13 protein-coding genes are annotated in these 13,602 nt (G+C 71.5%); all 13 read left to right on the top strand.

Going from position 1 to position 13,602, the window contains the following annotated elements; all coding sequences use genetic code 11:
- Window positions 1–110 precede the first annotated feature (110 nt).
- The 13 genes from ftsZ to FO059_RS11700 all read left to right on the top strand — a co-directional run bounded on the left by ftsZ (window position 111) and on the right by FO059_RS11700 (window position 13,502).
- Entirely contained in the window at window positions 111–1,334 is a 1,224-nt protein-coding gene (gene ftsZ, locus FO059_RS11760; RefSeq protein WP_143908979.1) for a cell division protein FtsZ, read from the top strand.
- A gap of 41 nt (window positions 1,335–1,375) precedes the next feature.
- On the top strand, window positions 1,376–2,083 hold the full coding sequence (gene pgeF, locus FO059_RS11755) for a peptidoglycan editing factor PgeF (protein WP_143908977.1): 708 nt from the start codon (window positions 1,376–1,378) through the stop codon (window positions 2,081–2,083).
- On the top strand, window positions 2,080–2,847 hold the full coding sequence (locus tag FO059_RS11750) for a YggS family pyridoxal phosphate-dependent enzyme (RefSeq protein ID WP_233266700.1): 768 nt from the start codon (window positions 2,080–2,082) through the stop codon (window positions 2,845–2,847). The genes pgeF and FO059_RS11750 overlap by 4 nt, the downstream gene beginning before the upstream one ends.
- 106 nt (window positions 2,848–2,953) lie before the next feature.
- Window positions 2,954–3,577 (top strand): cell division protein SepF, encoded by a 624-nt coding sequence (locus tag FO059_RS11745; RefSeq protein WP_143908973.1) that lies wholly within the window; start codon window positions 2,954–2,956, stop codon window positions 3,575–3,577.
- Between the two features lie 145 nt (window positions 3,578–3,722).
- A complete protein-coding gene (locus tag FO059_RS11740; protein WP_143908971.1) occupies window positions 3,723–4,013 on the top strand; it encodes a YggT family protein in 291 nt (96 codons plus the stop codon).
- Window positions 4,014–4,123: 110 nt separating this feature from the next.
- Window positions 4,124–5,017 (top strand): DivIVA-like cell division protein Wag31, encoded by an 894-nt coding sequence (gene wag31 / locus FO059_RS11735; protein ID WP_143908969.1) that lies wholly within the window; start codon window positions 4,124–4,126, stop codon window positions 5,015–5,017.
- A 42-nt stretch (window positions 5,018–5,059) separates the two neighbouring features.
- Complete coding sequence (locus FO059_RS11730; protein ID WP_143908967.1) at window positions 5,060–5,326, top strand: hypothetical protein; 267 nt, start codon at window positions 5,060–5,062, stop codon at window positions 5,324–5,326.
- A 292-nt stretch (window positions 5,327–5,618) separates the two neighbouring features.
- Window positions 5,619–8,813, top strand: a complete 3,195-nt coding sequence (ileS, locus tag FO059_RS11725; protein ID WP_268892831.1) for an isoleucine--tRNA ligase — start codon at window positions 5,619–5,621, stop codon at window positions 8,811–8,813.
- Between the two features lie 50 nt (window positions 8,814–8,863).
- Window positions 8,864–10,318, top strand: coding sequence for a DNA polymerase IV (locus FO059_RS11720; protein ID WP_268892830.1), 1,455 nt, complete (start codon window positions 8,864–8,866; stop codon window positions 10,316–10,318).
- Between the two features lie 133 nt (window positions 10,319–10,451).
- The gene (locus FO059_RS11715; protein WP_143908965.1) at window positions 10,452–10,982 is read left to right on the top strand and encodes a hypothetical protein; all 531 of its coding nucleotides are present in this window, start codon (window positions 10,452–10,454) and stop codon (window positions 10,980–10,982) included.
- A gap of 165 nt (window positions 10,983–11,147) precedes the next feature.
- On the top strand, window positions 11,148–11,867 hold the full coding sequence (lspA, locus tag FO059_RS11710; protein ID WP_143910699.1) for a signal peptidase II: 720 nt from the start codon (window positions 11,148–11,150) through the stop codon (window positions 11,865–11,867).
- The gene (locus FO059_RS11705; protein WP_143908963.1) at window positions 11,860–12,789 is read left to right on the top strand and encodes an RluA family pseudouridine synthase; all 930 of its coding nucleotides are present in this window, start codon (window positions 11,860–11,862) and stop codon (window positions 12,787–12,789) included. Before lspA ends, FO059_RS11705 begins: the two co-directional genes overlap by 8 nt.
- On the top strand, window positions 12,786–13,502 hold the full coding sequence (locus FO059_RS11700; RefSeq protein ID WP_143908961.1) for a hypothetical protein: 717 nt from the start codon (window positions 12,786–12,788) through the stop codon (window positions 13,500–13,502). The genes FO059_RS11705 and FO059_RS11700 overlap by 4 nt, the downstream gene beginning before the upstream one ends.
- Window positions 13,503–13,602: the final 100 nt, after the last annotated feature.

Genomic DNA, 13,602 nt, shown 5'->3' with positions numbered 1-13,602 from the left:
AGGGTTTTCGGGTCGGATGTGCGAATCGCCGCCACGCGGAGTTCGCAGTCGCAGCGCCGGACGCTTCGGGAAGACTGACGTAGATCGAGCAACATGGAAGGCGAGAGCACATGACGCCCCCGCACAATTACCTCGCCGTCATCAAGGTCGTCGGAATCGGCGGCGGTGGGGTCAACGCTGTCAACCGGATGATCGAGCAGGGACTGAAGGGGGTGGAGTTCATTGCCATCAACACCGATGCGCAAGCCCTGCTCATGAGCGATGCCGACGTCAAGCTCGACGTCGGCCGCGACTCGACGCGCGGGCTCGGCGCCGGCGCCGACCCCGAGGTGGGGCGGAGGGCGGCCGAGGACGCCAAGGACGAGATCGAGGAACTCATCAAGGGTGCCGACATGGTCTTCGTCACCGCCGGCGAGGGCGGCGGCACCGGCACCGGAGGCGCCCCCGTGGTGGCGAGCATCGCGCGCAAGCTCGGTGCGCTGACCATCGGCGTCGTCACCCGCCCGTTCTCGTTCGAGGGCAAGCGCCGGGGCGGGCAGGCCGAGGCCGGCATCACGACGCTCCGCGAGTCCTGCGACACGCTGATCGTCATCCCCAACGACCGCCTGCTGCAGCTCGGGGACGCGGCGGTGAGCCTGATGGACGCCTTCCGGTCGGCCGACGAGGTGCTCCTCAACGGCGTCCAGGGCATCACGGACCTCATCACCACACCGGGCCTGATCAACGTCGACTTCGCGGACGTGAAGTCGGTGATGTCGGGGGCGGGCAGCGCGCTGATGGGCATCGGCTCATCGCGGGGGGAGGGCCGCTCCCTCAAGGCGGCGGAGTCCGCGATCAACTCTCCGCTGCTCGAGGCGTCGATGGACGGCGCGCACGGCGTGCTCATCTCCATCGCCGGCGGTAGCGACCTGGGCCTGTTCGAGATCAACGAGGCCGCCTCGCTGGTCCAGGAATCGGCGCACATCGAGGCGAACATCATCTTCGGCACGGTGATCGATGATTCGCTGGGCGACGAGGTCCGGGTGACGGTCATCGCCGCGGGGTTCGACGGCGGCGCACCGCAGAACAAGCAGATCGACGCCGGGGTCGAGTCGCGTGGTCGCACGACGATCGACGCGGGCCGCGCCGGGCAGATCGGCCAGACGCGTGCCGGGGCGGCCGCCGACGGGTCGGACCGCCCGCAGCCGGTGACCTTCCCCGCGCATGCGTCCGGTTCGGACGCAGGTCCCCGCGGGGGGGCGGCGCGCGGCGGGTCCGAGCGCGGCGGGTCGGAGCGCGAGGTGATCGACGACCTGGACGACGACGTCGACGTCCCGCCGTTCATGCGGAGGTGAGGACGGTTACCGGAGCGACACCCGAGAGCCGGCCGGCGCGCATGGTCTTCACCACGCGCGCCGGCGGGGTCTCCGCGGCCCCCTACGAGTCGTTCAACCTGGGCGAGCACGTCGGGGACGACCCGCGTTCGGTCGCGGCGAACCGTGCGCGGCTCGCGGGCGCGCTGGGTCTCCGGCCGCCGCGTCTGGTGTGGATGGAGCAGGTGCACTCCCGCAACGTCACGGTGGTGGACGGGCCCGTGGAAGGTCCGGTGGAAGTCACGGACGCGCTGGTCACCTCCGTGCCGGATCTCGCACTGGTGGTGCTGACGGCCGACTGCGTGCCGATGCTGCTCGCGGACGAGGACGCGGGCGTGATCGGGGCGGTCCACGCGGGCCGGATCGGCGCGCGCATCGGCATCGTCCCCCGGGCGATCGAGGCCATGGTCGGTCTCGGCGCTCGGCCGGAACGGATCGGGGCGCTGCTGGGGCCTGCCGCGTGCGGCGGGTGCTATGAAGTGCCGCCCCACATGCAGGCGGATGTGGAGGAGCATCTGCCGGGCAGCGCCTGCCGGACCCGGAAGGGGACGACGGGGCTGGACATCCGCGCCGGGGTCGCGCGGCAGCTGGGCGCGGCGGGCGTCGAGTCGGTGGTCGTGGACCCGCGCTGCACCATCGAGGAACGGACACTCTTCAGCCACCGGCGGGGCGCGCCTACGGGGCGCCTTGCCGGGGTGGTCTGGAGCCCGTCCGCGGGCGGGGCGTCGTGACCGCGCCGACGGGGCCCGCCGACCGCGCTGCGGAACTGGCCGGGGCGCTCACCGCGACGCGGGAGCGGATCGCGCGGGCGTGCGCGGCTTCCGGCCGCGCACCGGATTCGGTGGCGCTGATCGCGGTGACGAAATACTTCCCGGCCTCGGACGCCGCGATGCTCGCGCGGGCGGGGGCGACGGACCTCGGCGAATCGCGTGAGCAGGAGGCCGGCCCCAAGGCGGCGGACTGCGCGAGGCTGCTGGCCGGGGACGGAGAAGGCGACGCGGTCGCGGCGCCCCGCTGGCACATGGTGGGACGGTTGCAGCGGAACAAGGCGCGGGCGGTGGCCCGCTGGGCGCATGCCGTGCACTCGGTCGATTCGGTCCGGCTTGCGCACGCGCTGGCACGCGCGGCGGCGTCAGCGCTGGACGCCGGCGAGCGGACGTCGCCGCTGGAGGTCTATCTGCAGGTGAGCATCGACGGCGACCCGGCGCGCGGCGGCGTGCCCGCCGCAGGCCTCGACGAGCTTGCGGACCAGGTGGCGGCGGCGGAATCCGTGCGGCTCGCCGGGCTCATGGCGGTGGCGCCGCGGCAGGCCGGGCCGGACGCCGCCTTTGCCCGTCTGGCCGGGATCCGGGAGTCGTTCACCACACGTCATCCGCAGGCCGCGGGGCTGTCCGCGGGCATGTCCAGCGACCTCGAATCGGCCATCGCGCACGGATCGACCTGTGTGCGTGTCGGTACCGCGATCATGGGCGCGCGGCCGATAGTCTCGCCATGAACGACGGAGAGCCCGGCCTTCCCAGCAGACCGCGGGGCGTTCCGTCCACAGAACACGACAGTCCACAGCCCAGCCACGATCCGCCGCAGCAAGGAAGGTCTATTCGATGAGCAGCCTGCAAAAGTTCAAGGCGTACTTCGGGATGGTGCCGCTGGAGGACTTCGACGACGACTACCTCGACGAGCCGGGCGGTCCGCGGCGGGGGCTGGACGACGGCTACGACGAGTACGAGCGGGACTACGACGGCATGCGCGGCGACTACCCCGCCGGTCCCCGCGGCTACGACGACGACCGCTATGCGCCGGGGCGCGGGCGGCTCGAGCCGGTCCCGGCGCGCGGCGGCCCCCGGCCGGCACCGATGGCGGGGACCCGCGGCGCGCTGGCGATGGACTCGCGGCCGGAGCCCCGTGTGGAGACGCGGCGGGCCGCGTCGCTGTTCGACGAGTCCGGCGGCATGGCGAAGATCACGACGCTCCGCCCGCGCGATTACGGCGAGGCGCGCACGATCGGCGAGCAGTTCCGTGACGGCGTGCCCGTCATCATGGACCTCGTCGAGATGAGCAATGCGGACGCGAAGCGGCTCGTCGACTTCGCTGCAGGCCTTGCATTCGCCCTGCGTGGCTCATTCGACAAGGTGGCCACGAAGGTGTTCCTCCTCTCACCCGCGGAGATCGATGTCTCGGCTGAGGATCGCCGCCGTCTCGTGGAGACGGGCTTCTACTCCAAGTGAGATCCGCCCGCCGGCACCCCCGTCGCGTACGCGCGGCGGGGGTGCCGCGCGTCGTGCCCCGGAGAGGCGCCCGCACCGGGCGCGGGGCGGCCTCGCCGGTCACCCGGCGAGGGGTGCGCGGGCCCGTTCGGGCAGAGTGATGGGCATGGCTGCGCTCGAGGTCGTCTACGTCCTGCTCTATATTTTCTGGTTCTGTCTCATCGGCCGCGTCATCGTGGAGTTCATCCGCTCGTTCGCGCGCGACTGGCATCCCAAGGGGATCCTCGTGGTGCTGCTCGAGCTGCTTTTCACGATCACCGACCCGCCGGTGAAACTGTTGCGCAAGCTGATCCCGCCGGTGCGCATGGGGCAGGTCCGGCTGGACCTGTCCATCCTCGTGCTGATGCTGATCCTGTTCGTCCTCATCAGCGTCGTGGGCCGTTTCATGTACGCATGAGCGGTGTTCGTGATGCACGATCGTGACCTGATGTGACAGGATGGGCGGCAGTGAACTGCGATGGCCGGGACTCTCTCGGCTGCCCATGTATGCGATAGGGGAACACTCCAATGCCGCTTACTCCGGCCGACGTCCACAATGTGGCGTTCAGCAAGCCGCCCATTGGCAAGCGTGGCTACAACGAGGACGAGGTAGATCAATTCCTCGACCTCGTCGAGGCCGAGCTGTCCCGGCTCGTAGAGGAGAACTCGGACCTGTCGCAGCGGGTCTCCGAGCTCGAATCCGAGCTTGCCGAGTCCGAGAAGAAGGCCTCGTCGGCCGCCCGGACGTCGGGCACGTCGGCTGCTGCGGCGCCGGCTCCGACGCCTGCGCCCGCCTCGACTTCCACGCCCGCCTCGACGGGGTCCTCCTCGTCCGGCGTCACCGCCGACGTCAAGGATTCCTCGTCGGGCACGTCGTCCGGCGCCGCATCCGGCGCCTCGGCCGCCGCCGCCACCGAGGCCGCCCACGTGCAGGCCGCGAAGCTGCTGGCGCTGGCGCAGGAGACGGCGGACAGGCTCACGGGCGACGCGAAGACCGAGTCGGACAAGACCCTCTCCGATGCGCGCAGCACGTCGGAGAAGCTGGTCTCCGACGCCCGCGCCAACTCGGAGAAGATGGTCACCGAGGCCCGCACCAAGGCGGACTCCATGCTGGCCGAGGCCCGGCAGAAGTCCGAGGCGCTGCTCGCCGACGCGCGCACGAGGTCCGAGAACCAGCTCAAGCAGGCCCAGGACAAGGCCACCGCGCTGCAGGCCGACGCGGAGAAGAAGCACACCGAGGTCATGGGCACCATCAACGAGCAGCGCACCAAGCTCGAGGGTGAGATCGAGTCCCTGCGCACCTACGAGCGCGAGTACCGGACCCGCCTGAAGACCTACCTGGAGGGACAGCTCGAGGAGCTCAACCAGCGCGGTTCCGCTGCGCCGGTGGGCAACTCGTCCGAGGTCCGTGACCGCAAGTAGTCCTACGCCCGTTCTGCGCCGCCGGAGATTCAGGAGGATCCGATGCTGATCGCAGCCCTGGTCGTCACCCTCGTCGGGTTCGTCCTCCTGGTCGTCGCGTTGGTGATCAGCTCAGTGGCGTTCGCGTGGGCGTGCATCGGCGTGTGCATCGTCGGGTTCGTCCTGCTGGTGGTCGACATCGTCCGCGGCAGGCGCGCCACGAACGCCGACTCGGCGGACGACGGTGCGGGCCGGGATGCGCGCGAGGACGCCGACGACGACGGTGACGAAGTCCCGGCCGGCCACGGAGCGCAGGACGAGACCGACTAGAGTCGGCGGAAGACCGGCTCCCTGCAGGGGGTCGCGGCGTTGATCCGGCCATCACCGGGGAGCCTCCGGAAGAACAGTGGCATGCACGCCGGCCCGCGCTGCGGGTCGGCGTCGGCCGCCCAGTAGACCCGGACGGGCGGGCCCGTCACAGCCCCTGAAGAGCGACCCGCCCGTGCCCCGCACGGACGGGTAAGCGGGGTGGTACCGCGGCGTAACAGCGTCGTCCCCGTGCCGAGTCAAGGTGGCCCGCAACGCGGGTACACGAGGAAACTGGCACGTAGGGAGCCTGAAAGTGACCGATCCCGTCCATCCCGCCCCCGCCGGCGCCGCCTACCCGCGTGTCGACCTCACCGGCGGTCACAGCACGGGCTCCGCCGACTTCCCGGCGATGGAGGAGCGCGTGCTCGCGTTCTGGGCCGCGGACGGCACGTTCCAGGAGAGCATGCGCAGGCGTGCGGGAGCCGAGGAGTTCGTCTTCTACGACGGCCCACCGTTCGCCAATGGGCTGCCGCACTATGGCCACCTGCTCACGGGGTATGTCAAGGACATCGTGCCGCGCTACCAGACCATGCGCGGCAAGCTGGTCGACCGGCGCTTCGGATGGGACACCCACGGCCTGCCGGCGGAGCTGGAGGCGGAGCGCCAGCTGGGCATCACGGACAAGTCGCAGATCGACACCATGGGCATCGCCGCGTTCAACGAGGCGTGCCGGACGTCGGTGCTCAAGTACACCGACGAATGGCGCCGGTACGTCACGCGGCAGGCGCGCTGGGTGGACTTCGAGCGCGACTACAAGACGCTCGACGTCACCTTCATGGAATCGGTGATCTGGGCGTTCAAGCAGCTCTACGACAAGGGCCTGGCCTACGAGGGCTACCGGGTGCTGCCGTACTGCTGGCGCGACGAGACCCCGCTGTCCAACCACGAGCTGCGGATGGACGACGACGTCTACAAGTCGCGTCAGGATCCCGCGATCACCGTGGGGTTCCGGATCGACGGCAATGGCGCGGGCGCATTCGAGGAGCTCGACGGCGCGCACCTGCTGGTGTGGACGACGACGCCGTGGACGCTGCCGTCCAACATGGCGGCCGCCGTGCATCCGGAGGTCGGCTACGTGCTGGTGGCGGGGCCGGAGGGGCGGCGCGCACTGCTGGCGGAGGCGCGCGTGGGCGCGTATGCGAAGGAACTGGGGGAGGAGCCCGAGGTGCTCGCCCGCTTCGCCGGCGAGGAGCTCCTGGGGCTGCGCTACCTGCCCCCGTTCCCGTACTTCACGGGCGCCGAGAACGCGTTCCGCGTTCTGGCGGCGGACTACGTCACCACCGACGACGGCACCGGGATCGTGCACATCGCCCCGGCCTACGGCGAGGACGACAAGGTGGTGACCGACGCCGCCGGCATCACGCCGGTCACGCCGGTGGACGCCCGCGGCCGCTTCGACGCGCAGGTGGCCGACTACGCGGGCGAGCTGGTGTTCGACGCCAACCCGCGGATCATCCGCGACCTGAAGGCCGGTTCCGGGCCGACCGGCCGCAACGGCGCCTGGCTGGTGCGGCACGAGACCTACGAGCACTCCTACCCGCACTGCTGGCGCTGCGGGAACCCGCTGATCTACCGGGCGGTGTCGTCCTGGTTCATCAAGGTCACCGAGTTCCGCGACCGCATGGTGGAGTTGAACGAGCAGATCACCTGGTATCCGGAGCACATCGGTCCGGGGCAGTTCGGCAAGTGGCTCGAGGGCGCGCGCGACTGGTCGATCTCGCGGAACCGGTACTGGGGCACGCCGATCCCCGTGTGGGTGTCCGACGATGCCGAGCACCCGCGGGTGGACGTGTACGGCAGCCTCGACGAGCTGGAACGCGACTTCGGGGTGCGGCCGGCCGACCTGCACCGTCCGTACATCGACGAGCTCACCCGGCCCAACCCGGACGACCCGACGGGACGCTCGACGATGCGCCGCATCCCGGACGTGCTCGACGTCTGGTTCGACTCCGGGTCGATGCCGTACGCGCAGGTGCATTATCCGTTCGACAACGGCGAATGGTTCGATTCGCACTTCCCGGGCGACTTCATCGTCGAATACATCGGGCAGACCCGCGGCTGGTTCTACACCCTGCACGTCCTGTCGACGGCGATCTTCGACCGGCCGGCGTTCCGCACGTGCGTCTCGCACGGGATCGTGCTCGGCGACGACGGCCAGAAGATGAGCAAGTCCAAGCGCAACTACCCGGACGTCTCCGAGGTGTTCGACCGCGACGGCTCCGACGCGATGCGCTGGTTCCTGATGTCGTCGCCGATCCTGCGCGGCGGCAATCTCGTCGTCACCGAGCAGGGCATCCGCGAGGGCGTCCGGCAGGCGCTGCTGCCGTTGTGGAACTCGTGGGGCTTCCTGCAGCTCTACGCGGAGCGCCCGGGCGAGTGGCGCACCGACTCGCAGCACATGCTGGACCGGTACATCCTGGCCAAGCTCGCGCTGTGCCGGGACGAGATGACGGCCGCGCTCGACGACTTCGACGTCGCACGCGCGTGCGATCTGCTGCGGGGCTTCTGCGATGCGCTCACCAACTGGTACGTGCGCCGCTCGCGGCCGCGATTCTGGGCGGGCAGCGACGCCGAGCCCGACGCGTTCGACACGCTGCACACCGTGCTCGAAGTGCTCACCCGGCTGGCGGCGCCGTTGCTGCCGCTCGCCTCGGAGGTGATCTGGCGCGGACTCACCGGTGGGCGCTCGGTGCATCTCACCGACTGGCCGGAGCCGGGCGTTCTACCCGCGGACCCGCAGCTGGTGGCGGCCATGGACGACGTGCGCGGCGTGTGTTCGGCGGCGCTGGGCGTGCGCAAGGCCAACAGACTGCGCGTGCGCCTGCCGCTGCGCACCCTGACCGTGGCCGCCGAGGGGGCCGAGGCTCTGCGGCCGTTCACGGACCTCATCGCGGACGAAGTGAACGTGAAGAACGTCGAGCTCACCACGGACGTCGACACGCATGGCAGGTTCGAGCTGGTCGTCAACGCTCGGGCGGCGGGCCCGCGCCTGGGCAAGGATGTGCAGAAGGCCATCAAGGCGGTCAAGTCCGGCGACTGGACCGAGCGGCCTGACGGCACGGTCGTGGCGGCGGGAATCGATCTCGCCGAGGGCGAGTACACGAGCAGGCTCGTCGCCGCCGAGGAAGACTCCACCGCCGCGCTGCCCGCTGGCGGCGGGCTCGTGGTGCTGGACACGGAGGTGACCGAGGAGCTGGAGGCCGAGGGCTGGGCGAAGGACCGCATCCGCGAGCTGCAGGACGCACGGCGCAGCGCGGGCCTGGAGATCTCGGATCGCATCCGCCTCACCCTGGACGTGCCCGCGCGGTTCGCGGAGCGCGCCCGCATCCACGGCGACCTCATCGCGGGTGAGGTCTTGGCCACGGAGCTGGTCTTCGGCGGGGTCGACGGCGTCGACTCGGCGGTGGAACTGGGCGAGGGCGTGCGGGCCGTGCTGGTCAGGGCCTGAGCGGGCCGGCCGCCAGGCGGCGATGACCGATCGGCGGCGATGATCGAGTGGTGACGGGTGACGGGGCCAGCCCGCAGCGCTGGGTGCTGCACATGGACATGGACTCGTTCTTCGCCTCCGTCGAGCAGCTGACACGGCCCACGCTCCGTGGTCGTCCGGTGCTCGTCGGCGGTGCGGGCCCGCGCGGGGTCGTCGCGGGGGCCAGCTACGAGGCGCGTGCCTACGGTGCGCATTCCGCGATGCCCATGCATCAGGCGCGGCGCCTCGTGGGCCTGCGTGCCGTGGTGGTGCCGCCCCGCGGCAGGCTCTACAGGCTGGCGAGCCGACGGGTGTTCGCCGTGGTGCGCGGACTCGTCCCCGTGATCGAGCAGCTTTCGCTGGACGAGGCCTTCGCGGAGCCGGGGGAGCTCGAGGGCGCGGACCCGGACGACGTCGAACGCTTCTGCACCCGCCTGCGCGACGCCGTCCTCGACGAGACGGGCCTCGTCGCCTCGGTGGGGGCGGGCTCGGGGAAACAGGTGGCGAAGATCGCGTCCGGCCTGGCCAAGCCCCGCGGGCAGAAGGTGATCACGCTGGCCCGGGAACGGGAGGTGATGGACCCGCTGCCGGTGCGCAGTCTGTGGGGCATCGGGCCGGTCGCAGACGAGCGGCTGCGCAAGGTGGGGGTGGAGTCGATCGGGCAGTTCGCCGCGCTCGGCCGTGCGGAGGTGGTCTCGCTGCTGGGGTCGACGGTGGGGCCGGCGCTGCACGCGCTCGCGCGCGGCGTCGACAACAGGCCCGTCGCCGAGCGCGCGGAGGCCAAGCAGGTCAGCGCGGAGACGACGTTCGCGGCGGACCTGCTCACCCGTCGGGAGATCCGGGATGCGGTCCAGAAGACGGGTGAGGCGGCCCATCGGCGGCTGCTGCACGACGGGCGGGGCGCCCGGACGGTCATCGCCAAGTTCCGCAAGTCCGACATGTCCACCGTCACCCGTTCGAAGACCCTCGGCTACGCGACGACGGACCGGGCGGTGCTCATCGCCGCCGCGCAGAAGGCGGCCGTCGACCCCGGTGAGGTGGGGCCGATCCGCCTGGTGGGTGTGGGCTTCGCCGGCCTGACAGCGTTGCAGCAGACGGTCCTGTTCCCGCAGTTCGACTCCGCGGAAGCCGGTGAGCCGGGTGACGGCGGCGGTGACAGTGACAGCGACAGCGATGGCGACGGAGCCGTGCTCGGCGACGGTGGCGGCGACATGGGGGCTGCGCGCGCCGCGGCCCGGCGGCCGCTGAGCGCCGGTGACGATGTCCGACACGCGGATCGGGGCCACGGCTGGGTGCAGGGGAGTGGCCACGGCGTCGTCACCGTCCGGTTCGAAACCCGCAGCTCCGGGCCGGGCCCGGTCGTCACGCTGCCCGAGTCGGACGCCTCCCTCGTCGCCGCGGATCCGGTCGCCAGCCTGGACTGGCCGGAGCGGTGGACTGTGGCGGACGACACGGATCCGACGGGCACCGGGACCGATTTGGCATAGTGGTACGAGTATTCCGACGCGCGTGCCGGGTCGGCGGGGGTCGGCGTCGGCCACCGCCCGTGCGGGCGCGCGTCGGGTGGACCTGCTCGCAGGACCGGAAACGACCCGGTCGAACTACCTCGAGGACTCGCCTGTGAAACTCCGTAAAACCGCTGCCGCACTCGGTGCGGGTGCCGCCATCGCCCTGACCCTGACCGCCTGCGGCTCGGACGGCGGCGACACGACCACGCCCACCACCACCGCGGCGGCGGAGCAGACCACCGGCGCGGCGGACGGCGCCCAGGACAGCGCGCTGCCGCCCACGCCGACGGTCGAGGAACTCAACGCGCAGCTGCAGACCGCGCTGGACCCTGCGGTGCCCGTCGAACAGAAGCAGGACCTGGTGACCGGGCTCGAGGCCGACCCCCAGCTGATCCAGACCCTCTCGGACAAGGTCGAGGCGGCCAAGGCGGACGGCTCGCTCAAGGACATCGCTGTCGTCGGCCCCATCCTGCCGCCCAACGGCGACGTGCTCTCGGTGCCGTTCAGCGCGAACTTCGACGGCCAGACCAACACCGGCGAGGCGACGCTGATCGCGGTCGATGGACAGTGGCGCCTCGACGGCAACTTCGTCTGCGGCCTCGCCACGGTGGTCGGCGTGCAGAGCCCGGCCTGCCCGGCCTGATCCCGGAACATCGCAGCAGTCACGGTGGCGCCGCCCGCGCGGGCGGCGCCACCGTGGCATGTGCGGGGCGGAGTCCGGAAGAGGCCGTGCACGGGCGCGGAACGCGGGGTAGGGGATGATGGAACGGTGAGCGAGGGAACATCGGGTGAACGGGGCGTGCAGACAATGACCGGCGAGCGGACCCGTAGCCAGGGCGGCGGCCCCGGGGACGGGAGCGGCCGCCGCGTCAACCGCACGCTGATCCTCGCCGTGATCGCGGTGGTCGTCCTGGCGCTCGACATCATCACCAAGGTGATCGTCGTCGCGGAGATGACGCCAGGGCGGCCGGTGCCGCTGATCGGCGACGACATCCGCTTCGCGTTGATCCGCAACCCCGGCGCCGCCTTCTCGATGGCCACCGGCATGACCTGGGTGCTGACGATAGTGGCGCTGCTGGTGGTGGCCGGCATCATCCGGTACGGCAGCAGGCTCACCTCGGCGTGGTGGGCCGTGGGCCTGGGGCTGGTGCTCGGCGGTGCGCTCGGCAACCTCGTCGACCGGATCTTCCGCGCGCCGGGCCCGCTCGAGGGGCACGTGGTCGACTTCATCGCGGTGGGCTCGTTCCCGGTGTTCAACCTCGCCGATTCAGGGATCACCGTCGGCGCGATCCTGCTGGCCGCGCTGGCACTGTTCGGGGTGGAGCCGCAGCAGCGGCCCGCGGACGATCCCGCCGGCGACGGCGCCGCCGCGCAGGACGGCGCGGCATCCGCCGCGTCCGCCGAGCCGCCCGGTGAAGACGAGCCCTCCGGTGCAGACACCACCGGGCCTGACGACACCACCGGGCCTGACGACACCACCGGGCCTCACGACACCACCGAGGGAAAGGACCTGCGGCGCGATGCCTGACACACGCACGATCCCCGTGCCGGACGGGCTGGACGGGATGCGGCTCGATGCCGCGCTCGCCCGCCTGACCGGGCTTTCGCGCACGGTTGTGGCGCACCTGGCCGAGTCCGGTTCGGTACGGATCGACGGGACCGTCTGCGGCAAGTCGGAGAGGCTGCGCGCGGGCGTGTGGCTGGACGTGGACATGCCGGAACCGGAACGCCCGCTCGCCGTGGAGGCCGAGCCGGTCCCGGGGATGGACATCCTGTATTCGGACGAGCACATCGTCGTCGTCGATAAGCCCGTCGGCGTCGCGGCGCACGCGGGCGTCGGCTGGACGGGCCCCACTGTGGTCGGCGGCCTGGCCGCGGCGGGGTTCCGCATCTCGACCTCCGGCGTGCACGAACGGCAGGGGATTGTGCACCGGCTGGACGTGGGCACCTCGGGGGTCATGGTGGTGGCCACCTCGGAACTTGCCTACACCCTGCTCAAGCGGGCGTTCAAGCAGCGCACCGTGGAGAAGCGCTACCACGCCCTGGTGCAGGGCCACCCGGATCCGTCCAGCGGCACCATCGACGCGCCCATCGGGCATGCCCGTGGCAACGAATGGAAGTTCACGGTGCGGTCCGACGGAAAGCACAGCGTCACCCACTACGACACGGTGGAGGCCTTCCGCTCGGCCAGCCTGCTGGACGTGCACCTGGAGACGGGACGCACCCATCAGATTCGGGTGCACTTCGCCGCCTTGCACCATCCATGCTGCGGTGACGCGACCTACGGAGCCGACCCGGCCCTGGCCCGGCGGCTGCGCCTGGAGCGCCAGTGGCTGCACGCCCGCTCGCTGGCGTTCACCCACCCGGGTGACGGCCGCTGGGTGGAGTTCACCAGCGAATACCCGGAGGACCTGCAGTACGGGTTGGACGTGCTGCGCGAGGCGGCGTGACGGTGCTGCGGCGCCTCCCCGCGGAAGCGTGGACGGTGCTCGTCGTGGTCGCCGTGATCATCGCGGTGTTCCTGCTGGGCCGGGCCAACCCGATCCCGCCGCCGCCCGTCACGACCGATTCGCTCGGTCCCGACAGCGGCGAGACCGCCCAGGAGTACTCCGCACGCGCGGCGGAGACCCTTCAGCCGCACAGCCCGCCGGACGCTGAACACAGCCCGCCGGACGCCGAACACAGCCCGCCGGACGCTGAACACTGGGCGCTGGTCTCGTTCGGCCACGGAATGGTCCCGGACACGGCGGCGAGCGTGGTCGCGCCGGTGCGCATTTCGGAGGTGCTCGGCCACGTACCCGTGGACGGTGCGCAGACCCCCGTGACCACCGTGCAGGTTCCGGCCACAGACGACCCGGCGGCGATGGTCGAGCGTGCCCAGTCCCGGGCGGCCGATATCGTCGAGTCGCGTACGGATCCCGCCACAGCACGGGGGGACACCGCAGCACGGGGGGACACCGCCGCGCGGGGGGACATCGCGGCGGCGGTGGTGGACGGGCTGCGCGGGGGGTGCGCGTGCGTGGTGGCCCTGGTGGTGCTCGCGGACCTCGAGGAACTGCGCGCGGTGTCCGCCCGCCCGGGCGTCCTGGCGGTGGAGGCGCTGCCCGCGGACGCGGTGTTCGGCAGCTTCGCGGTGCGCCCGACGGTGCAGTACCTGCAGTGACCGCGGAGGCCCATCCGCCGCGAGGACAGGGTGGGACGCCGCCGTCGCCGACGGCCTAGACTCGGCGGAAGCCGGCGGTGGTCTCCGTCGGCCGGGCGCA

The organism is Tomitella fengzijianii (genome assembly GCF_007559025.1).
Taxonomy (GTDB): Bacteria; Actinomycetota; Actinomycetes; order Mycobacteriales; family Mycobacteriaceae; genus Tomitella; species Tomitella fengzijianii.
The sequence above is the reverse complement of the archived record's forward strand: the minus strand, read 5'-3'. Positions and strand labels throughout refer to the sequence as shown.

Coding starts and splice junctions, on each gene's coding strand:
- ftsZ (WP_143908979.1), top strand. CDS start 111: ATGACGCCCCCGCACAATTACCTCGCCGTCATCAAGGTCGTCGGAATC.
- pgeF (WP_143908977.1), top strand. CDS start 1,376: ATGGTCTTCACCACGCGCGCCGGCGGGGTCTCCGCGGCCCCCTACGAG.
- FO059_RS11745 (WP_143908973.1), top strand. CDS start 2,954: ATGAGCAGCCTGCAAAAGTTCAAGGCGTACTTCGGGATGGTGCCGCTG.
- FO059_RS11740 (WP_143908971.1), top strand. CDS start 3,723: ATGGCTGCGCTCGAGGTCGTCTACGTCCTGCTCTATATTTTCTGGTTC.
- wag31 (WP_143908969.1), top strand. CDS start 4,124: ATGCCGCTTACTCCGGCCGACGTCCACAATGTGGCGTTCAGCAAGCCG.
- FO059_RS11730 (WP_143908967.1), top strand. CDS start 5,060: ATGCTGATCGCAGCCCTGGTCGTCACCCTCGTCGGGTTCGTCCTCCTG.
- lspA (WP_143910699.1), top strand. CDS start 11,148: ATGACCGGCGAGCGGACCCGTAGCCAGGGCGGCGGCCCCGGGGACGGG.
- FO059_RS11705 (WP_143908963.1), top strand. CDS start 11,860: ATGCCTGACACACGCACGATCCCCGTGCCGGACGGGCTGGACGGGATG.